The organism is Alteromonas sp. ABH4_457, from assembly GCF_056160625.1.
The window spans coordinates 611,176-636,912 of the sequence record NZ_JBSWXN010000002.1 but is presented as its reverse complement, the minus strand read 5'-3'; the positions used below and the strand labels follow the sequence as shown (position 1 = coordinate 636,912).

The 25,737-nt window shown below is 49.9% G+C and carries 18 protein-coding genes; 6 read left to right on the top strand and 12 right to left on the bottom strand.

Features of this window, described 5'->3' with window-relative positions; translation table 11 throughout:
• Positions 1-11: 11 nt before the first annotated feature.
• On the bottom strand, positions 12-1,958 hold the full coding sequence (locus ACXAGR_RS05955) for a hypothetical protein (protein WP_474848674.1): 1,947 nt from the start codon (positions 1,956-1,958) through the stop codon (positions 12-14).
• A 302-nt stretch (positions 1,959-2,260) separates the two neighbouring features.
• On the opposite strand from ACXAGR_RS05955, the gene ACXAGR_RS05950 reads away from it, so the two are divergent.
• Positions 2,261-4,225, top strand: coding sequence for an alpha/beta hydrolase family protein (locus tag ACXAGR_RS05950; RefSeq protein WP_474848672.1), 1,965 nt, complete (start codon positions 2,261-2,263; stop codon positions 4,223-4,225).
• 145 nt (positions 4,226-4,370) lie between these two features.
• Here ACXAGR_RS05950 and ilvC read toward each other — a convergent pair whose 3' ends face one another.
• Entirely contained in the window at positions 4,371-5,852 is a 1,482-nt protein-coding gene (ilvC, locus tag ACXAGR_RS05945; RefSeq protein ID WP_119503171.1) for a ketol-acid reductoisomerase, read from the bottom strand.
• A 155-nt stretch (positions 5,853-6,007) separates the two neighbouring features.
• Here ilvC and ilvY point away from each other — a divergent pair, with 155 nt between their 5' ends.
• A complete protein-coding gene (ilvY, locus tag ACXAGR_RS05940; RefSeq protein WP_119503564.1) occupies positions 6,008-6,871 on the top strand; it encodes an HTH-type transcriptional activator IlvY in 864 nt (287 codons plus the stop codon).
• On the opposite strand, the gene ACXAGR_RS05935 is transcribed toward ilvY, so the two are convergent.
• Complete coding sequence (locus ACXAGR_RS05935) at positions 6,853-8,373, bottom strand: YifB family Mg chelatase-like AAA ATPase (RefSeq protein WP_474848670.1); 1,521 nt, start codon at positions 8,371-8,373, stop codon at positions 6,853-6,855. The genes ilvY and ACXAGR_RS05935 overlap by 19 nt on opposite strands.
• Positions 8,374-8,450: 77 nt before the next feature.
• Positions 8,451-9,062, bottom strand: coding sequence for a trimeric intracellular cation channel family protein (locus tag ACXAGR_RS05930; protein WP_119503169.1), 612 nt, complete (start codon positions 9,060-9,062; stop codon positions 8,451-8,453).
• 445 nt (positions 9,063-9,507) lie between these two features.
• Between ACXAGR_RS05930 and ACXAGR_RS05925 the strand changes: the two genes are divergently transcribed.
• From ACXAGR_RS05925 to ilvA, 3 genes are read left to right on the top strand one after another with little or no spacing between them, the layout of a single operon-like run.
• Complete coding sequence (locus ACXAGR_RS05925) at positions 9,508-10,440, top strand: branched-chain amino acid transaminase (protein ID WP_119503168.1); 933 nt, start codon at positions 9,508-9,510, stop codon at positions 10,438-10,440.
• Positions 10,441-10,474: 34 nt separating this feature from the next.
• Positions 10,475-12,325, top strand: coding sequence for a dihydroxy-acid dehydratase (gene ilvD / locus ACXAGR_RS05920; protein WP_119503167.1), 1,851 nt, complete (start codon positions 10,475-10,477; stop codon positions 12,323-12,325).
• On the top strand, positions 12,322-13,851 hold the full coding sequence (gene ilvA / locus ACXAGR_RS05915) for a threonine ammonia-lyase, biosynthetic (protein ID WP_474848668.1): 1,530 nt from the start codon (positions 12,322-12,324) through the stop codon (positions 13,849-13,851). Before ilvD ends, ilvA begins: the two co-directional genes overlap by 4 nt.
• A 49-nt stretch (positions 13,852-13,900) precedes the next feature.
• Here ilvA and ACXAGR_RS05910 read toward each other — a convergent pair whose 3' ends face one another.
• The 3 genes from ACXAGR_RS05910 to ACXAGR_RS05900 all read right to left on the bottom strand — a co-directional run bounded on the left by ACXAGR_RS05910 (position 13,901) and on the right by ACXAGR_RS05900 (position 17,907).
• A complete protein-coding gene (locus ACXAGR_RS05910; RefSeq protein WP_474842218.1) occupies positions 13,901-14,884 on the bottom strand; it encodes a Kelch repeat-containing protein in 984 nt (327 codons plus the stop codon).
• Between the two features lie 32 nt (positions 14,885-14,916).
• Positions 14,917-17,367: a glycerol-3-phosphate 1-O-acyltransferase PlsB gene (gene plsB, locus ACXAGR_RS05905; protein ID WP_474842216.1), complete on the bottom strand. Its 2,451-nt coding sequence runs from the start codon at positions 17,365-17,367 to the stop codon at positions 14,917-14,919.
• A 114-nt stretch (positions 17,368-17,481) separates the two neighbouring features.
• The gene (locus tag ACXAGR_RS05900; RefSeq protein ID WP_303572478.1) at positions 17,482-17,907 is read right to left on the bottom strand and encodes a DUF2177 family protein; all 426 of its coding nucleotides are present in this window, start codon (positions 17,905-17,907) and stop codon (positions 17,482-17,484) included.
• A 158-nt stretch (positions 17,908-18,065) separates the two neighbouring features.
• Here ACXAGR_RS05900 and ACXAGR_RS05895 point away from each other — a divergent pair, with 158 nt between their 5' ends.
• The gene (locus ACXAGR_RS05895) at positions 18,066-18,860 is read left to right on the top strand and encodes a hypothetical protein (RefSeq protein WP_474848666.1); all 795 of its coding nucleotides are present in this window, start codon (positions 18,066-18,068) and stop codon (positions 18,858-18,860) included.
• Here the strand turns inward: ACXAGR_RS05895 and ACXAGR_RS05890 are convergent.
• From ACXAGR_RS05890 to ACXAGR_RS05870, 5 genes are read right to left on the bottom strand one after another with little or no spacing between them, the layout of a single operon-like run.
• Positions 18,847-21,096 (bottom strand): ammonia-forming cytochrome c nitrite reductase subunit c552, encoded by a 2,250-nt coding sequence (locus ACXAGR_RS05890; RefSeq protein WP_474848664.1) that lies wholly within the window; start codon positions 21,094-21,096, stop codon positions 18,847-18,849. The genes ACXAGR_RS05895 and ACXAGR_RS05890 overlap by 14 nt on opposite strands.
• Positions 21,097-21,112: 16 nt before the next feature.
• Positions 21,113-22,576, bottom strand: a complete 1,464-nt coding sequence (locus ACXAGR_RS05885; protein WP_474848662.1) for a sulfatase family protein — start codon at positions 22,574-22,576, stop codon at positions 21,113-21,115.
• Complete coding sequence (locus ACXAGR_RS05880; RefSeq protein ID WP_474848660.1) at positions 22,569-23,300, bottom strand: hypothetical protein; 732 nt, start codon at positions 23,298-23,300, stop codon at positions 22,569-22,571. The genes ACXAGR_RS05885 and ACXAGR_RS05880 overlap by 8 nt, the downstream gene beginning before the upstream one ends.
• Positions 23,301-23,310: 10 nt before the next feature.
• Positions 23,311-24,021, bottom strand: a complete 711-nt coding sequence (locus ACXAGR_RS05875; protein ID WP_474848658.1) for a sulfatase-like hydrolase/transferase — start codon at positions 24,019-24,021, stop codon at positions 23,311-23,313.
• 12 nt (positions 24,022-24,033) lie between these two features.
• The gene (locus ACXAGR_RS05870; protein WP_474842204.1) at positions 24,034-25,698 is read right to left on the bottom strand and encodes a sulfatase family protein; all 1,665 of its coding nucleotides are present in this window, start codon (positions 25,696-25,698) and stop codon (positions 24,034-24,036) included.
• Positions 25,699-25,737: the final 39 nt, after the last annotated feature.

The following is a 25,737-nucleotide window of genomic DNA, read 5'->3' as shown; positions in this document are numbered from 1 at the left end:
GAACACCTTCGTTAATTGACGGAATTTGTTTTAAATAATACGTCGCTGACAACAGGTTCTACGTAGCCCTCGCTTTTTTCGTTACCCTCTTTAGTGGTTTCAATAGGTAATGGTCTGACAACTTTTGGGGTGCATGCGACTATGTCCTTCTTTTTTACTAACTGATTGTTTTCATTGGTTATTTCCCATGTGGTGGGTAGCCAGTAATTAAGATCTCCGAAATCTCCATGTTTAACTGGCAATATTGGCTCTATACCATTTGGAAGAAATTCAATATTGTTAAAAGCTTTAAGTGTTACATTACCGTTAACACCCTCGAAGGCGTTCAATATTGCTGGTAGTGAAGAGCGAACATTTACTTCCGAGCCAAATGTTCTTTTGAGATGATGTTCTGGTTGATCGTGATATTTGTCGATGGAGACCAATAGTGAGCCTGAAGGACCTGCACCCCAGAGGTAATCTTCAGCAACCTCAGAAACTCGGTTCAGTGTAAGGTTGTAAAAATTAGTTTGGGGTGAATTCTTCATAATTTCCGGCACGATAGAGAGGGTTTCCTGTGTGCTTGCTGCTGCTGCCATATAGATAACATCACGCAAGATATCTGATTTTTGCCATTCTGATTGATAGCGTTGCAGTAAATTATTGATCGCGATAGTACCCATACTATGTCCGACTAACGTAAGCCGGATGTCTGCCTCAGGGAATTGACTTTGGAGCGCAAGCAAGCTCTCGAAAAAGGCACCTAGGGAGCTTCCAACACCATCTCTATAATCTTGTTGGAATTCGAGTTCTTTTTGTAGTCTGGCATCTGCATCGCCGGTCGGGTCAAACATATTCCTTGCCCTTCGTTTCATAACCTGCCATGCGTTACCTGCGAATGTCCCATTCCAAATGCCGCCAACTACATATCTGATTGGAGTTAACAGTATAAAAACTCCAACCTTGCCCCTATGCTTTAGAGAGCTTCTCTTGTATACAGAGCGATTTATGTATAAAAAACTCTCTTTGTCTTCAGTATCCGATTTCGCATTTAATCGTACTTTTTTCGCCTCGAAATCTGATGCATCTGTTTTTCCGTTGGGCTTACATTGAAGGTTATTGAATTGTAAGTTAGCTTCTTTCCATACATGAGATAGCAGTACGCTAGGATTAGAGGCCATCCTGTCTTTGTCATTGGTGAACTGATAGTACATGTTGGCAGGAAATTCGCCAATGGAGGTAACTATGTCTTCAAATAAAATAACTGGTGTGGACGCAAACGACAGGTTTGGGTTAACTCGTCGACCTTCCCTGATTGAAAGAAGGTGTTCTTCATATGTACTAAGGGCGCTCGACGGCCAAGATACAAAAATTGGATATTGCCAATCGTTAGTGACAGTTTTGAACCCTGGGTTAGGGTAATTACTAGTGGGGTGGCCGAGCGGTAAGCCCGATTTAATGTATTCTAACTGCTTTGATAGCCGCTCGTCTGAGTTGTCGTAATTGTTTAGACCACCATGAAAATAGACTAAGAATTTTATCGGAACTTTCCTGTCTATAAACATGCTCTTAAAAGACTCGTAGACTGTTTGATTACATGCTTTAAGAGTAAGGCCCATTTGGGCGCACTCATCTAATGTTTGAATAGCTTGATCACTAGTGTGAGTACAATGTGACAGCTTCGACTCGCCCATCTCACCTTCAAGGATGTATTCATTTCGACAGGCTAATTGCAGTGCGCTGGAAAAAATATGCTTGAATCTTTCGTTTACCTCTGAAAGCGTCATGTGACTTTTAAGCTGTTCATCATTAAAAACGAGCGAGTCTGACTGATTATCTGAATTAATAAGGTAGCCATGGCCAGATACCCGAAGAATGTGCCTAGCTACATTTTCTTCGTGTTGGGCACCGTAATAATTATTAGATGCGCACGCAGTTAGCATGACTGAAATTAGTACAAGCCAAACTAATTTAACCATTAAACAAACTCCTTTTGTTTTGATTAAATAATAATCAGTTGTTTTGAGCTGAACAATGATGATTTTTTATTATATTTAAATAGGAACTTACTGAAAAAGTTATCAATCGCTGATTATAACTATACATCTTTGCTAAGTTAAAAAGCTTCTGATAAATAGCAGTTTCATTTGTTCTAAGTTACATTAATCCCTTATTCATGCCGTTTCTGAACGGGAATATCCGTTATGTTGTTTGCTTATATTGTTGGCTGTTTTCTTTACTGCTCGTCAGCTCAAAGAATCAATATTGGACGTGGTAGTTTATGAAATTATCATCAACCGATGCCGTTAAGTATGGCGGCTGGCCATCTCCTGTCTCCGCTCAGGCGGTTGTGCAGGGTAGCCGCGGTCTGTCCTCTCTGGCCGTCGATGGTGACTTTGTTTACTGGGTTGAGTCCCGGCCTGAAGAAGGTGGCCGGTGTACCATCATGCGCAGAAAAAAGGGAAAAAGTGGAGGTGAGCCGCAAGAGGTGCTGCCTGCACCGTGGAATGCAAGAACACGCGTACACGAATACGGTGGCCGTTCCATGTTGGTTAATAACGGCGTGGTCTGGTTTACGCATTTTAATGATCAGCGTGTTTACCGCATGGTCATTGGCGCAGCGCCGGTGGCTATCACTCCGGCAGCAAACATTCGTTTTGGAGCCTTTGAGCTTGATGCGCCCCGTAACCGGCTGATTTGTATCCGCGAAGATCATCGCGTATCCGGTGAGCCGGAGAATACGCTGGTCGCCATTCCGGCTGAAGGGATGTCAGAAGGCGACGTGCTTTTTTCAGGCAGCAGCTTTGTGTCTGCACCCGGCCTGTCCCCGGATGGCAAATCCGTTGCCTTTATCGCATGGAATCATCCGGATATGCCCTGGGATAACACTACGCTGTGGTCGGCTGCCTTTGCCGCTGACGGCAAACTGGAAGGGCTGACAGAACATAACCCGGATACCGGTGAATCGGCTATAGATCCCCAGTGGGATGCTGAAGGTAACCTGTACGTGCTGAGCGACCGGAATAACTGGTGGTCACTGTACCAGGTGTCGGGCACTGCATTTACTCTGTTGTCACCGCAGCCGCAGAATTCAGAGACAGGCGGACCGGCCTGGCAGGTGGGTAAGCATTACTACCGCATCCGTCAGGATGGCTCCATTCTGGCGAATGTGGTTCAGGGAGCCATTGGCCAGCTTTATCTGTTTGACAGAAAAACCGGCGAAATGCATGTGCTGACGCCGGAAAGTGCGGCTATTGAAGACTTTGTTGAGTCGGACTCTGCATTGTATGTCATTCAGGATCCGCAAACCCGCCCGGGTGAACTGATTGCCTTATCTGATTTAACCGCTGACTCCCCTGAAGTCAGTGTGATCACAACCTCCAGTGATTCCACGCTGCCCCCGGCGTGGGTGCCAGCCATTCAGGCAGTGAGTTTCCCGGTGGGTGAAAACGCGAAAGCATACGGCACGTATTTCCCGCCGGCGAATCCGGACGTGTCAGCACCAGAAGGCTGTGCGCCGCCACTCATTGTGATGATCCACGGCGGGCCGACATCAAAAGCGTCACCCACCTATTCAGTGAGTAAGTATTTCTGGACCAGCCGGGGCTTCGGTATTCTCGACCTTAATTATCGCGGCAGTACGGGTTATGGCCGTGAATATCGTCATGCACTTTACGGTGAATGGGGTGTAACCGATGTAGAAGATGCTGTAGCCGGCGCGCAGTGGCTGGCGGATCAGGGGCTGGCAGATGCCGGAAAGCTCATTATTCGCGGTGGCAGTGCCGGTGGCTACACGACGCTTGCGGCCCTGGCGTTCAGTGACGTGTTCAAAGCGGGTGCCAGTCATTATGGTGTCAGCGATCTTGAGGCGCTGGCGGGAGATACCCACAAGTTTGAATCCCGCTATCTTGACCAGGTGATCGGACCGTATCCGGAGCGAAAGGACTTGTACATTGAACGCTCACCCATCCATCATCTCGATGGCTTCAATGCGCCGCTACTGCTGCTACAGGGCCTGGAAGACAAAGTGGTACCTCCAAATCAGTCAGAGATGATTTTCGAAGCACTGAAAGACAAAGGAATTCCGACAGCTTACGTGTCGTTCGAAGGTGAAGGGCATGGTTTCAGAAAGTCTGAGAATATTGTGACAGCCCTGAATGCTGAGCTGTATTTCTATTCTCAGGTGCTGGGCTTTGATACTGCAGAGCCGTTACCGGAAATCGATATTGCAGGGCCTGGTAAATAATCAGCGCAGCGGTATGGCTTACTCAATTCAAGCGCCGGCGTTCTGCCGGTGTTTTTGTTTGCAGATATGGAATTTCAGGCATAAAAAAGCCCGACCAAAATGGTCGGGCAAGAGGGCTTGGTTAAGCACCTAACGACAGAAATCGTTACACACCAATGATGGCTTTCATGTCCGTCATGTAGCCGCGTAATTCTTTACCGATAGCTTCTACACCGGTATTACGGATGGCATCATTTACTTCTACCAGGCGGCGGTTATCAACTTGATTAGAGCTGACATTTAAACCTTTGCCGATAACACTGGTATCGATAGACGGCATAAACTTCTCACGCATCAGCGGTACTGCAGCATTTGCGAACAGGTAGTTACCGTACTCAGCAGTATCGGAAATTACCACGTTCATTTCATACAGACGCTTACGTGCGATAGTGTTTGAAATCAATGGTGTTTCATGCAGTGATTCGTAGTAGGCAGACTCAGGTAAGATACCTGCTTCAACCATTACGTCGAAGGCAACTTCTACACCGCACTTGATCATGGCAACTAACAGGATGCCGTGGTCAAAAAATTCTTGCTCAGTGATTTTACCATCATACTTAGGTGCGTTTTCAAAACCAGACTGACCAGTTTCTTCACGCCATTTAAGCAGGTTGGCATCACCGTTTGCCCAATCTTCCATCATAGTGCGGGAAAACTCGCCGCTGATGATGTCGTCCTGGTGTTTTTCAAACAGCGGACGTAACAGATCGGTCAGTTGTTCAGACAAATCAAACGCTTTGATTTTCGCAGGGTTTGACAGTCTGTCCATCATGTTTGTTACACCACCGATTTTCAGTGCTTCGGTGATGGTTTCCAGACCATACTGAATTAACGCAGCGGCATAGCCGGCGTCGATGCCATCAGCAGTCATTTTTTCAAATGCCAGGATAGCGGCGGCTTGTTGCATACCACATAAAATGGTTTGCTCGCCCATCAGATCTGATTTAACTTCTGCAACAAAAGAAGATTCCAGAACACCTGCACGGTCACCGCCAGTAGCGCTTGCCAGTGCTTTTGCGATATCCCAGCCTTCACCTTTCGGATCGTTCTCAGGGTGAACCGCAATCAGTGTAGGTACACCGAAACCACGCTTATATTCTTCGCGTACTTCAGTACCCGGACACTTAGGTGCACACATCACTACCGTGATGTCTTTACGGATTTGCTGACCTTCTTCAACGATATTAAAACCGTGAGAATAGCCTAATGCAGAACCTTCTTTCATCAGCGGCATTACCGCTTCAACAACGCTTGCGTGCTGCTTATCAGGAGTCAGGTTGTATACCAGATCGGCTTCAGGGATCAGTTCCTGATAGGTACCAACTTTAAATCCGTTGCTGCTTGCACGCTGGAAAGAGTCACGTTTTTCGTCGATTGCTGCCTGACGCAATGCGTAAGCAACATCCAACCCTGAATCTCTCATGTTCAGACCCTGGTTCAGGCCCTGAGCACCACAGCCGACGATAACAACTTTCTTGCCTTTCAAGAACTCACAACCGTCTGTGAATTCGCTGCGCTCCATGAAACGACAGCGACCTAGCTGGTCGAGTTGCTGACGTAGAGACAGAGTATTAAAATAATTAGCCATATAAAATTCCGAACATCATTAATCTAGTCATTATCTACGGGCTCAAAGCCAGTCGATGACCTCGTCGATGACGACTTGCTGCGAAGATTACTTGATCACTTTTGTTTTGAAAAATGATATATTCGCAAAACAGTATTTCATTTTTTGCAATATTTATGGATTTCCGTTCACTTCAACTTTTCAATCATCTCGCATCCAGTTTACATTTCGGTGACACCGCTGAGGCAATGTATGTGTCACCGTCCACGCTAAGTCGTTGTATTCAAAGGCTTGAAGAAGAGTGCGGTGCAGTGTTGCTGAAGCGGAATAACCGTTCTGTGGTCCTTACCCATGCCGGCCATAAGCTGCTGGCGTTCTCTACGGAAGTACTGAAAGACTGGCAATCTTTGCAACGTGAACTGCACGATGACAGCGAAGCATTACAAGGAGAGCTCAGTGTATTTTGCTCGGTAACTGCCAGCCAGAGCCATCTGCCGGCCCTGCTCAGGCAGTTCCGCTCCCGCTATCCCGGTGTGGATATCAGGCTGGTGACCGGTGATCCGGCGCTGGCTAACGAAAAGGTGAAGCATAAGGAATGCGACGTGGCGATCGCCATCCATGCACCTGATTTTCCTACCGATATGACATTCACACCACTGGACAAAGTGCCGCTGGTACTGATTGCTCCCCGTGACTGGCGGCTTACTGAACTGGCTCAGATAGACTGGCGGCGGCATCAGGTGATCATGCCGGAACACGGCCCCACGCGACGGATTGCTTATCACTGGTTTGCAGAACACGGGATAAGACCTAACGTGTATGCTTCTGTGGGAGGCAATGAAGCCATTGTGAGCATGGTCGCACTGGAATGCGGTGTGGGGTTTGTACCTCAGGTTGTGCTGGATCATTCCTCTATGGCAGGCAGTGTCAGCAAAATACAGGTTGGCGATATTGAAGCTTATGAGCTGGGGATCAGCTGTTTGTCTTCCCGCCGGAACGAGCCATTGGTTGATGCTTTATTTCAGATCCCGCTAAGCTGACGGAGCAGATTATCCAGCGCACGGTAGCCCAGTGCCTCTGACAGGTGATTGCGCTGAACCGTATCCTGCCCTTCAAGATCGGCAATGGTTCTGGCCACCTTCAGTGCACGATGAAATGCCCGCATAGAGAGTGACAATTTCTCAGCCGCCATCTGAATAAACTGCGTGTCCTGTGCAGACAGCGCGCACATTTCTGCCAGTGTATTTACCGGCAACATGGCGTTCAGGCTCCCCTGGCGGGCGTACTGTATAGTCTGCGCCTGACTTACTTTTTGCTGTGGCTGGCGGATGTCTTCCGGTTCGTGGTTTTCCGGGGTCAAAGTTAACTGATAGTCCGGTAAGCGGGGCACTTCCACCTGTATGTCGATACGGTCAAGCAGCGGACCGGATATGCGGCTCAGGTATCGCAATATCTGGTCCGGTGGCGTTCGGCCGTCATCTGCATCGCCGGTAGGACTGGGATTCATTGCGGCTATCAACTGGAAACGTGCCGGGAAGGTGGCCTGCCCGGATGCTCTTGAAATATGCACTTCACCGGTTTCAAGCGGTTCGCGGAGTACATCCAGCGCCCGCCTGCCGAACTCTGGCAGTTCATCTAAAAATAGTACACCGTGGTGTGCCAGTGAAACTTCCCCGGGAGCCGGTGATGCACCACCACCGGTAAGTGCAACGGCTGAGCTGGTATGATGGGGAGAGCGGAAAGGACGACAACCGGCAATGATGTCGCGGGTAACGGTATGTTTGACTGAATACAACGCCGCCACATCCAGAGCCTCATCCGCTGACAGTGGCGGCAGTAAGCGGAGCAGCCGGCTGGCAAGTAAACTTTTGCCGGTGCCCGGTGGTCCTGTGAAAAGTAAATTATGCGCGCCGGCCGCTGCGATCATAAGTGCCCGTTTCGCCTGATGCTGGCCATGAATACCTTCCCACACGGGCTGTGCGGAGCCATGAACAGGCTTTACCGGATGGTTTTCATCAGCGGCAAGGGGCTCAAGCCCTGCCAGGTGCAGAAAAACGGAAATTAAAGAATCGGCAGCAAAGCGCCTTGCACGGTCAACCAGTGCGGCTTCATTTTTGTTTGCAGCGGGATGAAACAGTGTGCGGTCTGCAGATCTACAGGCAATGACAGCCGGGATAATGCCGCTGACAGCCATCAGCTCGCCGGTAAGCGACAACTCGCCGGTAAATTCCATTCCGTCACAGGCGCTGTCATTAAGCTGACCATGTGCCATTAAAATACCTATCGCGATGGCGAGGTCGTAACGGCCGCCCTGCTTGGGAATACTTGCCGGAGACAGGTTTACCGTGATCCGTCTGGCCGGAAACTCAAAGCCGCTGTTAACAAGTGCACTGCGAACCCTGTCTCTGGCCTCCTTCACTGAGGTTTCTGCCATACCCACCAGTTGAAATGCCGGCAATCCGTTTGCCAGATGCACTTCCACCCTTACCAGCGGGGCATCAATTCCCGTACCGGCGCGGGTCTTAACCACTGCCATTCCCATGTCCGCACTCCTGTGTTCTTCTGCTGTGCAGTTTACAGAGGTGGCGGATTGGGAATAACTGAACCGGTGAACAGTTCTCAGTCGGGCTTAAATACCGGCAGTTGCCAGTGCCACCGCATAGCACACAGGCGCATGACGACGGTGACAAGCAAAGCAGCCCAGGGGCAGTAATGTTGATCAAAGCCGGAATAAAGCAGCAATGCGTAACTCAATCCGCCGGTAATGCAGGTAATGGCGTAAAGCTCTCCGTTCAGTACCAGCGGGACTTCGCGACATATAACATCACGCAGCAGGCCGCCAAAAACGCCGGTAATCGTCCCCATGGCAATGGCCACAGACATGGGCGCTTCATGAATAAGTGCCTTTTCCATGCCGACGACATTAAATAACGCCAGACCGAAAGCATCGGCGATCAATAGGTAGTGATAGGGAAATCGCGGGCTGACTCTGAGCCACGCAATGGTCGCCAGCGCAGCAATTAAAGTGGTATAGATATAATCTGTATTCTGAATCCAGAATACCGGCAAATCGAGCATAATATCCCGCAGCGTACCGCCACCAATCGCGGTCACCGATGCCAGTACAACGACCCCGAAGCCGTCCATTTTTTTCTGGTAAGCCATTAAGGTGCCGGAAATGGCACAAACAGCCACACCCGCCAGGTTTAACCAGTGAAACCAGTCTGTCATTTCTTTACTCAGCTTTTTTTATTGTTTAACACGCACGCCGGTTAAACGGAAAATCGGCGTTCAGGGCGCAAAATACTTGATTATGGCATGGGTTTCATGCTATTTCTTCACACCATACAGATTCGTGGTCAGCCAGCCACGATCCGGGGGCCTGTTCCGGCCCTTTATAAAATTCCGAACTATCAACAATCCAGTCATAACAAGTCTGTATTCAGGGACTATCCTTTTCTGTGTCGACCTACAGGCGAAATCAGGCGTGAACAGGTGTGTCTGCAACCTTACAAAAGGTGTAAATATTCCTGTCCAGACGCAAGCAGAGTCCGGAGAGGTTATTGGGCACTTCACTGCGGTCATGTATCATTCGTCTTAAGACATTTGTCTTGTCACTTATTTTGTACCGAACTAACGGTTTCAGGCGAACAGCCTGCTACAGGAAGGAATTAACATGGCTAAGCAACCAGCAGAATTTATTTGGTTTAACGGTGAAATCAAGCATTGGAAAGATGCAACTGTGCATGTAATGACACATGCTATTCATTACGGTTCATCTGTCTTTGAAGGGATCCGTGCGTACAACACGCCAGATAAAGGAACCTGCGTCTTCCGTCTGGACGAGCACAACAAGCGTCTGCTGGACTCTGCGAAAATTTACCGCATGACGATTCCTTATACGCTGGACCAAATCAATGAAGCAACCATGGATATCATTCGTAAGAATGAACTGAAATCAGCTTATATCCGTCCAATCGCTTATTACGGTGATATCGGTATGGGTCTGGCTGTACCTTTCGGTACTGAAACTGAGCTGGCCATTGCTGCCTTTGAATGGGGAGCATATTTAGGTGAGGAAGCACTGAAGAATGGTGTGGATGCCGGTATTTCTTCATGGAACCGTCTGGCGGCCAACACCATCCCTACCGGTGCAAAAGCCGGCGGTAACTATCTGTCTTCACAACTTATCTCTATGGAAGCCCGTCGTCATGGTTACGGTGAAGGTATCGCACTGGACCGTAACGGTTATATCTCAGAAGGTGCCGGTGAGAACATCTTTGTTATCCGCAACGGTATTGTATCTACCACTCCGAAGACGGCAGCCATTCTGCCCGGTATCACCCGTGACACGGTTATCACGCTGCTGAAAGAAATGGGCTATGAAGTCCGTGAAGAGAATATCCCGCGTGAAGCGATGTACCTGGCTGACGAAATTCTGATGTGCGGTACAGCAGCTGAAGTAACGCCGGTTCGCAGCGTAGACGGTATTTCAGTAGGTAACGGTGCCCGCGGCCCGATCACTGAGAAAGTACAGGATATGTTCTTTGGCTTGTTCAACGGCAAGACTGAAGATAAATGGAACTGGTTAACGCCGGTTTATAAGTAATTTTTTGAATTGAATTAAGAAACGGGAAAGCATTATGCCCAAGTTACGATCTGCAACCTCCACCCAGGGAAGAAATATGGCCGGCGCACGTGCGCTGTGGCGCGCTACCGGTATGAAAGACACTGATTTCGGTAAGCCGATTATTGCTATTGCCAACTCCTTCACGCAGTTTGTGCCAGGGCATGTGCATTTAAAAGATCTCGGACAACTTGTTGCCCGCAGTGTCGAAGAAGCCGGTGGTGTTGCTAAAGAGTTCAACACCATCGCGGTAGACGACGGCATCGCTATGGGCCACAGCGGTATGCTGTACAGCCTGCCTTCACGGGAAATCATTGCAGATGCCGTTGAATACATGGTGAATGCCCATTGTGCTGATGCCATTGTGTGTATTTCTAACTGCGACAAAATCACCCCGGGAATGCTGATGGCGTCTATGCGTCTGAATGTTCCTGTGGTGTTTGTTTCCGGCGGCCCCATGGAAGCCGGTAAAACCAAGTTGTCAGATCAATTGATTAAGCTGGATCTGGTTGATGCTATGGTTGCTGCTGCGGATGACCGCGTCAGCGACGAGGACACAGACCAGATTGAGCGTTCTGCCTGCCCGACCTGTGGTTCGTGCTCGGGCATGTTCACCGCAAACTCGATGAACTGTTTAACGGAAGCCCTGGGTCTGTCCCTGCCAGGGAACGGTTCTATGCTGGCTACTCACGCTGACCGCGAGAAGCTGTTTAAGCAGGCGGGTAAGCTGATAGTCGAGTTGTGTGAGCGTTACTACAAGAATGATGATGAAACTGCGTTGCCACGCAACATTGCATCTTTCAAGGCATTTGAAAATGCCATGAGTCTGGATATCGCCATGGGCGGTTCTACAAACACCATCCTGCACTTACTGGCAGCGGCTATGGAAGGTGAAGTGCCTTTCACCATGGCAGATATCGACCGTCTGTCACGCAAGGTACCACACCTGTGTAAAGTGGCACCGTCTACACCTAAATATCATATGGAAGACGTGCACCGTGCCGGTGGCGTACTGGGTATTCTTGGTGAACTGAATAAAGCCGGACTGCTGAATCAGGACGTGCATCATGTTCTCGGTAAGACGCTTCCGGAAGTGATCAGCGACTGGGATATCACTAATCCTGAAAACAAAGATGCTGATACTTTCTTCCGTGCAGGCCCTGCAGGTATCCGCACTACGCAGGCATTCAGTCAGGATTGTCGCTGGGATGAAGCCGATGCCGACCGTAGCGAAGGCTGTATCCGCGATCTTGAACATGCTTACAGCAAGGACGGTGGTCTGGCGGTACTGTACGGTAACCTGGCGGTTGATGGCTGTATCGTGAAAACTGCGGGTGTGGATGAATCTATCCTCAAATTTACCGGTTCTGCGAAAATTTACGAAAGCCAGGATGATGCGGTAGCAGGCATCCTGGGTGACGAAGTGAAAGCCGGTGATGTGGTTATCATTCGTTATGAAGGTCCGAAAGGTGGCCCGGGCATGCAGGAAATGCTGTACCCGACCTCCTACCTGAAATCGAAAGGTCTGGGTAAAGCCTGTGCACTGATCACTGACGGACGTTTCTCTGGCGGTACCAGCGGTTTGTCTATTGGTCACTGTTCACCGGAAGCGGCCAGCGGTGGCGGCATTGGTCTGGTGGAAGACGGCGATAAGATTGAAATTGATATCCCTAACCGGACTATCAACATTGCGATTTCTGACGAGGAACTGGCTCACCGCCGTGCGGCGATGGAAGCCAGCGACAAGCCCTGGAAACCGAAGAACCGCGAACGTAAAGTGTCTCTGTCACTGAAGAACTTTGCCATGCTGGCTACCAGTGCAGACAAAGGTGCTGTGCGGGATGCCTCTAAATTGGAAGACATATGACCGTCAGCGATCACGAATACCTCAAAAAGGTCTTGTTAGCGCCGGTTTATGAAGTTGCGGTTAACAGCGAGTTGTCTGTGTTATCCAGACTCTCGCAGTTAACAGGTAATGATATTTATCTGAAACGTGAAGATCAGCAGCCAGTTAAATCATTCAAGCTGCGCGGTGCTTACACCAGATTAAGTGCGCTGAGCAAAGCGCAACTGGATGCTGGTGTTATTGCAGCATCTGCAGGCAATCACGCTCAGGGTCTTGCATACGGTGCGAAGAAGAAAGGCGTACATGCCACCATCGTAATGCCGGAAACTACGCCGGACATCAAGGTGGATGCGGTACGTCGCTTCGGCGGCCACTTCGCCAACATTGTGCTCCACGGTACAAATTTCGATATGGCCAGCAAGCACGCGCAGATGCTGGCGAAAACTCACGGCTACACCTTTATTCCTCCGTTTGATGACCCTGATGTTATTGCCGGCCAGGGAACTGTAGCCCGGGAGCTGCTGGAGCAAAATCCTAACCTGGATATTCTGTTTGTGGCTATCGGCGGTGGTGGTCTGGCTGCGGGTATCGCGGTATACCTCAAACAACTGAAGCCGGACATCAAAATCATCGGTGTCGAGTCGGAAGAATCAGCCTGCTTTAAGGCGGCCATGGAAGCCGGTGAAATCGTGACTCTGCCCTCGGTGGGTATTTTCGCCGACGGTGTTGCGGTAAAAACTATGGGGACAGAAACGTTCCGTCTGTGTGAAAGATTGCTGGACGGCGTGATCACTGTTACCAATGACGAAATATGTTCGGCAATCAAAGATATTTTCGATGACACCCGTGTTATCGCAGAGCCTGCCGGTGCGATGTCTGTGGCGGCTATTAAGAAATATGTGGCAGAGCATAATATCAAGGGCAAGAAGCTGGGTGGTATTCTGTGCGGTGCCAACATTAATTTTCACACGCTGCGTTATGTGTCTGAGCGTTGTGAATTAGGTGAGCAGAAAGAAGCTGTTTTTGCAGTGAAGATCCCCGAGCGTAAGGGGGCTTTCAAGCAATTCTGTGAAGTCCTTGGCGGTAAAGCTATCACTGAATTCAATTACCGTTTTGCTAACGGGAAAGACGCGCACATCTTTGTGGGTGTAAATCTTAAAGGCGGTAAGCAGGAGTTTTCTGCGCTTAATGACTCGCTGACTGAACAGGGCTACGACTGCTTCAATATGAGCGACAACGAACTTGCGAAGCTGCATGTACGCCATATGGTTGGCGGCAGACCGCCGGCGTTGCTGAATGAAGCGGTGTTTACTTTCGAGTTTCCTGAGCACCCGGGGGCGTTACTTAAATTCCTTGGAACGCTGGGTGAACGCTGGAATATAACACTGTTCCATTACCGTAATCATGGTGCCGCTGAAGGCCTGGTACTTGCCGGTTTTGAAATACCACCGGAAAGCCGTGATGAATTTAATGCTCACTTGCAGCAGTTAAGCTACGAGTTTAAAGAGGTCACAGACGACCCCGCGTATAAATTCTTCCTGTCATAAAAAAGGGGCTGAACAGCCCCTTTTTTATGTCTGAATGAACTGGAACAGGCTACTTACCAACGGCCTGACGCAATTGCTTCGCATCAAATATCTGAATAGTGTCGAGCACAGGGCCCGGTGAGTCCTGATTGCCGCCAATCAGATAAACAGCGTCGTTGTAGGTAACCGCTTTTGCGTGTCTGACACCGGTCATGGATAAGTCGCTTTGATGCCAGGTGCCAGCCTTAAAGTCGTAAGTCCACACAGCATCAAGATTGTTGTAGTCACCAAACACTATCAGGTAATCACGCCACACGGTGGTGGTATGTGCACTGACAGGCACCGGCAGCGGAGGCAGAGATTTCCACTTTTTAGTCGCCGGATCGTACTGTTCAAACACATCCAGTTGCTCTTCACCAGTGTAACCGCCAACGACATAAATTTTATTTTGCCATGTGACAGCAGAGGTGGACTTGGCTGTGGGCATCGGCGCGCCCAGAGACCACTCGTCCTTGCTGATATCATAAACTGCCATCAGTGCTGTAGGTTTAAGCTTGCGGGTCTGCCAGTCGTGGTGAGAGCCGCCCAGCACATAGATTTTGCCATCCAGATATACTGCGGTGTTAGTACGCGTAGGGTAAGGTAATGTCGCCGCTTTAGTCACTTTACGGGTTACGGTATTAAACACCTCGACGGTGCTTTCATAGTTTGCCCGTTGTTTTGACGCAGAGATCCCGCCAATCAGATACACGTGGTTATTGTCATCGTAAACCGACGAAAAATAGCGGCGGGGAATAATATGGTTTTTCAGTACCTGCACGTTTTTGGTCGCCGGGTCGAGAATTTCCACATCATTCAGCAGACCCTTCTGGTTACTGCCACCAAACACAAATATGGTTTTCTGATCGGTAGCTGCACCGGCACCAAGACGGGGACTCTCCAGCTTGAACCCTGCCGGTTTCCGGTATTCACTGATATCCGGTACAGATGAACATGACGCCAGCATCAGTGTCACTGCGAAGGCAAATAAATATCGACAAGTGCCCTGTATCATAACTTTCCTTTTCACTTTTACACGTGGATCCGTTACCCGCACGTTGCTTCCACATTCTGCAAGTGCTGGGTAATTTCAGGCCACACCAGAGACAACACATCCTGGCGCAGCGCATCGCTTTCTTCAGAATACTTCAGACTGCCATCCGGCGCAGAATCCAGCCAGTGGTTCTCCCGCAGGGCAGAAATGAAAGAAGAAAGCACATTCTTGTCGTAAAACTCCGGAGAGTTCATGCCGTATAAGGTTGACAGACGTTCCGCCACCTGACGGCTGGTCCGTTCCAGACTATTGCGGCTTATCACCCGATCACGCTCGATAATGGTAAGTACCACCGCGTAGCGCTGGAAAGTTTCCTGCATACACCGGCTCAGCAGCCAGGCTGAATGGAACGCCCGGTCTGATGATGCCGGCGGATGCAACAGTCCCTGCTCCATCTCTGTCAGCATGCCTTGTTCCAGCAAAGTGGTGATGAGCTTGTCGGTGTAAGCCAGCGCCTCATCCTGAGTCATGTAGATAAAAAGCTCACGTTGCAGCAAAGGATACAGTGCTGCCATCAGGCGTAATATCTCATGACGGTGAATGCCGGGCCGGCCGAAGACAGCTGAAAGGATAACGCCGGGCAAGGCAAACAAATGAAGAATATTATTTCTGTAATATGTAAGGAATACAGCGGCATCTTTTAGTGGCGCGATCATCGTGCCGTAGCCATCCTGACTGATATCAAAACGTTTCAACGCCAGGGTTTCTTCCAGCATGGTTCTGCCGTTGCTGGCGGGAATGGTGGCGTCATCACTGTACGGCGCACTGCGCAGCAAAGCCAGGTAGTTGTCCATCACCCTGACCAGCTCTTTTTCCGTCATGGTCTGTGTTTTAGACGACAACAAACATAAAGAAATCAGCGCCATACCGTTAATGGCAGCATTTCGGTTAATACGCAGCATTACCTCGTGGGCCAGATCGTTAACCAGTGGCGTCAGCCAGTTTGGTTTTTTCTCCGGGTCTGCAGGTAAGGTTTCACGCCAGTCAGGAACGCTTTGTTCAAGGAACTGATTCAACTGAATCGGCTCACCGAAGTTTACGTAACCGTGGCCATAATTTTTCAGTTTTCTGATGGCAGAAAACACCTGCAAATTAGACTCTTTCTTTTTGCCGCTGCCTTTCAGTTCACTGAGATAGCTTTTTACTTCCATCACGTTTTCGTACCCGATGTACACGGGCACAATACTCACAGGACGTTGAACACCTTTAAGTACTGCCTGCATAGTCATGGCAAGCATACCGGTTTTAGGCGGGATCAGACGACCTGTGCGGCTGCGGCCACCTTCCGGATAATATTTAACGGAATAGCCTTTATTAAACAGTAATTCCAGATATTCACGGAAAACCGCAGTGTAAAGCTTATTACCGGCAAAACTGCGGCGCAGGAAGAAGGCGCCGCTACGACGGAAAATGGGACCCGCCGGCCAGAAGTTAAGATTGATACCCGCAGCAATATGAGGTGTCACCATACCTTCGTGGTAAATCACATAGGTCAGTAACATGTAATCCATATGACTGCGATGACAGGGCACGTAGATGATCTCATGACCGTTGGCAGCCAGTTCACGGATCCGCTCACTGTGGCCCACACTGATACCGTTGTAAATCTTGTTCCAGATTCGGGTAAGTATGCGATCGCCGAACCGGATCAGGCCTTCACGGTAATCTGCGGCAATCTCATCGATATACTCTCTGACAGCTTCTTTAGGATCCTGTTTCTTTGCCTTTTTCGACGCAGATTCTTCAGCCATGGCCCGTTTAACCGCTTCCGATCCCAGGATAGCATTGTGCAGTTCCTGACGTTCGAGCAATGTCGGGCCCGTCATACTCTGGCGCTTACGATGGAAGTGAGTACTTGCTACGCGCACAAGTTTGTGAGCAATCGAGTCATCCGTACCCCGCTGGGTCGACATTTCTCTCGCTGATACGGCTTTGCTAAAATTAATGAAGTTATCGCGGCCCAGAAACATCACGATAAAGAATTTTCGCAGCCAGCTTGGTGAGGCATGATGGGCAATTAAATCACTCAGACCGGGTTTACCTTTACCCGGCGCACGTCCCCAGGTAACGAATACCGGTACAACCTGCACATCTACATCTTCATGGTCACGATGCAAGTGGAAAAGATCTGAGAATATTGATTCTACATCCGTCTGGGACGGCTGCCCGAACAAGGGTTCCGTTTTACGCAGAAAGACACTGGCGGGATAGGTTTTGCCGGCCAGTTCGACATCTTTCACAGGGCTGGGCAAACCTAACCGCTGTGTGCACATACGCAGCGCAAGCTGGTCGGTCACAGAGTTGGTGGGCAGCAGATAAATGATCGGCTTAGTGCGGTCGATACCCAGTTCTTTTTCGACATTCGCGGGAATGTTGTGGTCTTTCACCAGCAACTTTACGGGATAATGAAACACTGACAAAAGCGTTTTGCGCATCCACGACATGAAAATGGAATCCTGTGTTGAGAAAACGGGCGCAGTCTACCATAAATTTACTGCGATCCAGATGAACATAAGACGGGGTTACCATGATAGGGGGTCTTTGGGCCTGAGTCACCCTCAGTGCGCCAGTTTATCGCTGATTTTTTGTGCTGCAAAACCGCCGCAGGTGGCAATGATTCCTGTGGCCACGGTTCCCCATATCCAGTCAATCAAAGTCATATTCAATGGCCAGTCCCGGATAATGGAATAGCAGGTCAGATTGTAGGTGCCGTAGGCGGTAGCCCCCAGGGCCAGGCCCGCTAATGAAGTATGAATCAGGTTCTTTCCGGCATAAGGACGTATCGTTAAACAGACGACCGAAGCACAGTAAAGCAGATAGAATGCGATCCATGGCCAGGTAATAAATTGCGGTCGCAATAGACTTTCAAACGCTTCACGATACAACGGCATAGCAATAACGCCCAGCCAGACTGCGTCCAGGCAGGCAAAAGCCAGTAGTACGGCGATGTATGCGCCGGTGAGTGTTTTAAAAGAATAATGCATAAGATCATAAACGGAAAAAGCGCGTAAAAGGTTCAGCGAAAAAATAGCTCAACCGTTTATCGCAACATAAGCCATACTAAACAGACTTACCCTGTGGCGATGACAGGTTTATTTACTGTTCACCCTACAACGATAAAAGGACAGAACGCGGGGATACCATGCAGAAAAAATTGTTTGAATTCGGTGATTTATTTTGGGTTCCGGAGTTTTATCACGCCTTTCTGCGTCGCTTTATGGGCGCATTGTATAAAGTATTCGGCTATCACAGATTATGGTTGCCTGAGCTGAACCGCTTTATCAACAAAGCCGGCGGCACAGTGATGGATCCTTGTGCCGGCAGTGGCTATGTCAACGAACTGTTGATGAAGGAGCTGGGTAAGAAAGATCTGCGTTTTTACCTGTCGGATTTCATGATTGATAAAAACCCGGAATTCCGTGAGCGCATCAACAATCTGGGTGATGACCGTATTCATTATCTGGAACAACCCATTGACGTGCTGAAAGACAATCCGGATTTCCGCTGCCCGAAAATCTTTATTAACTCTTTCCACCACTTTGACAACGAACAGGTGGCGCAGATCTTCAAGCTCAATCTGTCACACGGTGACGATGTGCTGGTGCTGGAGTATTGTGATAACTCCTTTATGAGTTACGTGTCTATGCTGTTAGGCCCGCTGGTGGCGATGATCATGTTACCGTTTATCACCGAGCGCCGGCTATTGCTGGTGACTGCCATTTTCACCTATCTGATCCCGGTAGTACCGGTGATGTTATTGTGGGACGGCATTGTATCGAGCCTGCGTTGCTATTCGAACAAGTCCATTAAAGCCGTACTGAAAGATGCCGGATTTGACGATGTAACGGTAACTTCGACCTTTCGTCGCAGTTTATTATATCCGGCGGGAGTAACGGCACATCACATCGAGGCGCCGTCTGCCGCTAAGGCTGAATAAGCGGTTTTAACTGCAGATATACGCTGTCCTGCGGATACACCTTACCCAGTGCCGTGACTGCTTTCTGGAGCATCACGGCGTTTTTGCTTAAATAGGCGTATTTAGCGCGTGTTGTCAGCAAATCATAATCGCCCGGCCATCTTGTCGCCGCGTCATCCAGCACCGTGAGTGCTTTTTCGGGTTGTTTGAGCTGCCACAAGGATACGCCGTAAACAAAGGCGAAACGCGGGCTGGCATCTTCAGCCCGGGCGGCCTTTTCCAGATGCGTCGTCGCTTCTTCATATCGCTTGTCCCGCACCAGCATCAGTCCGTAGGCAAACTGCACGGCTCCGGAATCCGGTGCGATGGTCAGTGCATTTGTCAGATATTTTTTCGCGCCGTCCTCATTACCCATGTTGCGTAAAAAATCGGCAAAGCTCAGCAGAGCCGGTAAGTTGGCAGGGTCAATGCGAAGCGCCGCCTCGTAATACATTTTTGCGTCGATTATGTTTCCTTTACGCAAAGCCAGCTGGGCCAGACCCGTGTTGGCGCCCGGGTGATCCCGCGTGGCCAGTAATGTTGCTTCATATTCTGCTAAAAGGGGGCTGATTTGCGCCTCCGGCAGAATACTGTCTGCCGGCGCATTCAGCAGTGCCGCTGCCACCTCACTGCGTACAGACAATGCCGGATCATCTGCAAGTGAGGCCAGTACAGCTGCCTGTTGCTGAGCTGATAATGACGGTGCTGCCATGGCAGCGCCCCGGCGTAAAGCCGCAGATGGAGAAGCCGCATGGGCTTTTATCAGTTTTACGGCTTGCTGCGGCGCCTGAGCGGCCACTTTTCTGGTCAGGGCACTGGTGAGTAAATCAGGCAGCGTAATTTTTAGATCAGTAAGCAGTGATACGGATTCAGCAATGGCTGCGGGATCCCACGTGGTTAATGCCGCATTTAACTTTGCCCATTCACCTGAGGTATCCGGCGATGCGCCGTCACGGGCTGGCCATTTTTCAACCGCATCGCGCAGCCAGGCCGTGGATTTGTCTTCGTGACAGGTGGCGCAGGGTCGTACACTGTCTTCATTCAGGGCAGAAGGCCGGTGGAATTTATGATCCCGTCTGTCATCCACGCCCATGTAGGTGCGCGCGGGCATATGACAGTCCAGGCAGTTGGCGTCTTTATGCCCGAAGGTATGGGTGTCGGCCATGAATACGTCAGGACGGTGACACGTTGCACACACCTGTGCATCGGGCAGGCGGGTTTTGCCTGAGTGGGGATCATGACAATGGATACAGGTAACACCAGCCTGCGCCATTTTGCTCTGCATAAATGAACCGAGTACAAAAACTTCATCACGGATTTGACCGTCACTGAAATATAGCGATTCGTCGATGGCATCTAACTGGAATTGCTGGTGGTATGGCTGTGTCAGATCCGGTTCACCTAATTCTGCTCTGCGGCTGTGGCACCCTCCGCAGGTATTCAGGGCAAGTTCACTGATTGGGGCGGGAGAAGACTGAGGCCGTGCAATGGCGTCTCCTGGCTTAAAATGAAAAGCGATGGCTTTGCCCAGTGCTTTAAGGCCAGTGTTGGTTGCGCTTAACGTGCCTTCACCGGCCAGTTTGATATGTTCACTGCCCGGGCCATGGCAGCTTTCACAGGCCACATTAACGTCTGAGTAGGTAGTATCGAACGTATTATTAACGGGGTCATAGTGCTTTTGTAAATTGGTCGAGTGGCAGGAAGCACACCGGCTGTTCCAGTTTTGATAGTATCCTGTCCAGAAAAAAGGATGTTCCGGATCGGTGACTTCATTGTTCTGCAACTGATACCAACGTTGCCCGCCCTGCTCTGCCGGCCGGCTGTCCCATGCCACATCAAAAGCTTGCAGCCGTCCTCCGGTTGTCCGCAATAAATACTGCTGCAGTGGTCTGAAGCCGAACGTATAAACCACGTCGAACGTTTGTTTTTCTCCCTGCCCGTTCAGCGTTTCGACAAAGTAAGCATCACCTTCTTTGAAGAAACGGGAAGTGCGGGCTCCCGCACTGAAAGTCATGTCGTTAAAGTTTCCCAGCACGCTTTCGTCACTGGCAGGCAGCATGCTGTGATAGTGATCAGACTGACGCCAGGCGTCCCCTTCCTTCTGATGGCAGGACAGGCAGGCTTCCGCACCGGTGTAGTGCTTATCGCTACTGGCTGTGGCGGTAAAGGTAATGCATAAAAACAGGGCTGCCAGGCAGCCCCTTATCAGGTTGTTCACTATTATCTGCTTTTCGTTACTGACAAAGTCGCGACCCTTTTTGACACTTATCAAGCTGGTTTTCAACCGGTTTAATGCTTGCCGCGTGCTGTTTCCGCAGTGCAGCTAGCTCTGCAACAATGGCTTTTTTCTCTGAAGCAATGTTGTATTTCTCGGAAGGATCGGCGTTCAGGTCAAACAATAACGGCTCTGCCAGTGTTTCTCCGGGGTTACCGCCATAGCCTTCTTTGTAAATAAAGTGGGCTTTGTAGCGGCCTTTACGGACAGCGAACACTTTTGCTCCGCGGTAGTAAAAATACACATCACGGACTGCATCTTCACCGTCCAGAAGTGTGCTTTTAACTGAATAACCGTCGCTGTCTTTGGGAATTTCACCACCGGCTAAATCGACCAGTGTGGGCAGTAAATCAATGGTGGAACCAATATCGTGACGTATCCCCGGTTTGATATGTCCTGGCCACCAGAAGATGCCGGGAACACGCATTCCCCCCTCAAAAACGTCGGCTTTACCACCGCGAAGCAGTCCGGCACTGCCGCCCATGGTTTCGAACCACAGCCAGGGGCCGTTATCCGAACTGAAAATCACCAGCGTGTTGTCATCGATGCCTTCATCTTTCAATGTTTGCAGAATTTGACCTACCGACCAGTCCAGTTCTTCTACCACATCGCCGTAAAGGCCTTGTGTGCTGCGTCCTTCGAATTCCTCCGATGCGAACAGTGGCACATGAGGCATCGCATGGGCGATGTACAAAAAGAACGGATTGTCTTTATGAGATTTAATGTAATCCTGTGCCTTTGCGGTATAGGTTTTGGTGATTTGATGCTGGTCTGGCGCACGTTCAATGACTTCCTCTCCCTGCATCAGTGGTACACGGAAGTATTCTGATTCGGGGTTTGTCCACTGTTTGCCTTTATTCCAGTTTTTAACGCTCCAGTCCGGACCATTTAACTGCTGAATTTTCTCAAAATCCTGATCCATATCGTTGGAGTAAGGAATACCAAACCAGCTGTCGAACCCGTGATTGACCGGCAGGTATTGTGGCAGATGGCCAATATGCCATTTACCAATCATCGCCGTGTCGTAGCCCTGTGTTTTGAGTGCTTCAGGTATGGTGGTTGCGCTGTCCGGCATGCCCCCTAAGGAGTCTTCGCGGAAAACCTGACGCATCGGCGTGGATGATGCCAATCCCGCACGAACGGGATATTGTCCCAGCATCAGACCGGCGCGGCTGGGGGAACACACCGGAGCAGCCACGTAGAAATTTGTCCATTTCTGTCCCTCCATCGCCATTTTATCCAGATTAGGCGTGGTGAGTGTAGGATGACCGTTATTGCTCATGTCGCCATAACCCATATCGTCAGCGAAAATGATAATGACATTGGGTTGCCCGGTGCTTTTTGCGCTGGCTGGAAATGCAGGTAGCAAACATGCTGCGCCGATGGTGGCAGATAACAGTGTTGCTACAGAAAACTTAGTCATGATGATATTGCTCCACATTACTTTCCTGATAGCCATAGCGGACGGCTTTTGCTTCGATATAACTGTTGGGTTGAACAGGAACGGGTTGGGTATACAGTTGCCAGGGCTCCCCGGCTGCCATTCGCCAGGCAACGGATGCATTGTCACTGGACGAGGTAATCGCAACGCACACCTGCCGGTGACATTCAGTCAATTTAAATTGCGGGCTGGCGGTCACCGGCTGTTCAAACCCCGGCCACATGGCCCTGACCATACTGGTTTCCGGCTCAGTGCTTTTATCATGAACCTGTACCTCCCAGTTTTTCAGCGCTTTCTTCATCCGGCTCAGGCGTGCTTTTTGTGACGGATCGTCTGCCAGGTTGCGGGTTTCCCAGGGATCATTGTCTGTATCGTAAAGTTCATCACCGGGCCTGGGAGCTTCAAAGTAAAACTGCTGTGCGGGATTAAGGCTTTGTTTATCCAGCCCTTCCCACCAGGCAATCATCACAGGAAACATGTCGCGGAAAACCAGTGGTCTGAAGTACGGCAGTTCAGGCATGTCATTTCTGATGTATTTAAAGCGGAGATCTCTTACGGCGCGCACTTTATCCGGCACCATATCCATGCGGTCTCTGGCTGCGTAGATATACTCTCTCTGTTCGCCGGAAAAGATACCGGTGCCCTGCAAAAAATCATGGAGCGGTGCACCGGCAAAGGATAAAAACGTGGGCGCAAAATCCACCATAGAAATTAACTTATCGTTTTGTGTACCGGCGTACCACAGGTGTGTCAGGGTAATAAGGCGGCACGGTAACGGAAGCCGGGTCGGTGACGGCCTGCACCCTTGCCAGATCTTGTTTGATTAAATCCGTAAAGCCCTTAAATTTTTCTGCGGCTTTACCGTCTTCTGTTAACAGGTGTCCTTCGTGAGTCGACATCAGGTTTATCATTGCGAAGAATGGTTTCCCGCCGGAGAGTTCATTCCATAAATCTGCTTTCAGTGGCGAAAAATAGTTACCAATATCTTTATCCCAGAGGGTCGAAGGTGTGCCGAACTGGTAATCCTTCTTGGCGAAATTCACCGTTTCATAACCGGCCCGCCGGAGCAGTTCCGGAAATGCTTTCATCTGCGCGGGAGTAACGGTTTCGTACCCGGTTTTACCATTCGGCAAAGGTAACTGGGAGGTACGCATTTGATGGGTTCCCATGGAAATGGGATACATACCGGATATGAGTGCAGAGCGGTTCGGCGCACACACGCCGGCCGCTGCATAAACGTTGGTAAAGCGAATGCCTTGCTCAGCGAGTGCATCAATATTTGGGGTCTTAGCAATCTCATCGCCGAAGGTTCCTATGCGCGGACTCAGATCTTCGGCAACGATGAACAAGATGTTGGGTTGCTTTCCCCATGCGGTTAGGGATAAACCGGCAACAACGGTGAAAGTTAACCAGCGTAACATTCGCATTTACCAAACTCCTTAGTGACGCGGCTTGTCAGCCGTTTTTTCCATCCACGGGAAGTACATTTCACCTTTGCGCTGCATGTCGATTTTCATCGGCGTATCAGGAAACAGTCCCATGTACATGTCTTTGCGGTTGGGCTCAACCAGCCACCAGTCCGGGAAAGGAGCGGCCTTCAACCCGTCTTTCTTGCGCAGGTTCATACCTTCAGCCAGCCTTGCGTTAAAGGGTACCGAGGGCTTGCTGTTATCAGCAGGACGCAGAGCGGCGTAGAGCGCCTGACGCAGTGGCAGTAACTCATGAGCATATTTCGGATCGCGGATAAGGTTATGCATTTCTTCCGGGTCGTTTTTCAGATCGTAAAGTTCTTCGATGTCCCAGACACCGTGATACTGGATGTATTTAAGATCGCCGCGACGAATGGCGAAGGTGGTCGGCGTCATGGGGAAAGACCATTCCCAGTAGTACTCATAAACAAAATCAGGTGACTGCCACTCGTCTTCTGCTACCTTGCCGGATGCCACGGGTAAAAAGCTTTTTCCTTCAAACTGTTCAGGTTGCGCAGCGCCCGCCAGTTCGAGGAAAGTAGGAGCCATATCCAGATTTCTCACCAGTGCTTCATTGGTCGCACCTTGTGGCAGCAGGCCCGGCGCGCTGATCACCAGAGGAACGCGTACTGAGCCTTCATAAGCATTGCGCTTGTCGATAAGGCCGTGATCGCCAATCAGAAATCCGTTGTCAGAGTAAAATACCACCATGGTATTGTCGTACAGATCGTTGTCTTTCAGGTACTGCACTAACTCGCCCAGGCTGTCATCAACGGCTGACAAGGTGGCGTAATACTCTTTGAGGTATGCTTCCATAGTGCGGTCGCTGGCATAGAAAAAGTCAGTGCCGTGCCAGCTGTTGCGCTGGTTATGTACCCACATGGGCTTGTTTTTAGCGTCCTCTTCTGTCACCACCGCTGAGTCCGGTAATTTGAAATCCACATCATCGTACTGTCCTTTATGGCGCTCAGCCGGCGTGGCATCGGAATGCACGGCTTTATGGCTCAGGTACATGAAAAATGGCTGGTTTCCTTTCACATCATTTTTCAGCCAGTCCAGTGCGTAATCCGTCAGCTCGTCAGTGATGTAGCCTTTCTGATTAACGTGTTTACCGTCCACGTTGAGCTGATTCACCATACCTTTCGCCAGCATCGGAGCCGGAATGGCGTCAGTCGGATAATACGCTCCCTGTCCGGGAAAGCTGACCCATTTATCAAATCCGTCACGGGGCATATCTGAATGGCTGCCCATGTGCCACTTACCGAAAAAACCGGTTTGATAGCCTGCCTGTTGCAGGTATTTGGGAAAGAAGGTCAGGCCTTCTTCACTGGAGTTATTGTTATCAACAATCTTGTGGTTACGGGCGGTCATGCCGGTAAGAATGGTGGCGCGGCTGGGTGAACACAGTGAAGATGTCACTACCGCATTGGGAAAATACACACCGGTTTCAGCCAGTTTATCAATGTTCGGGGTTTGCAGTTCTTCCTGCAGAAAACCCATACCGTCGTAGCGAAGGTCATCCATCAGTACAAAAATAACGTTACGCTGTTGTTCTGCAGCGCTGGCATTCATCGACAAGCTTAAGGCGATGGCGCTGGCAGCAGTTAACAGCTTCTTAGTGAATGTGTCGGGCATGGTTGCTTATTCCGTATTCGTAAAAGTGAAAGAGTGCGG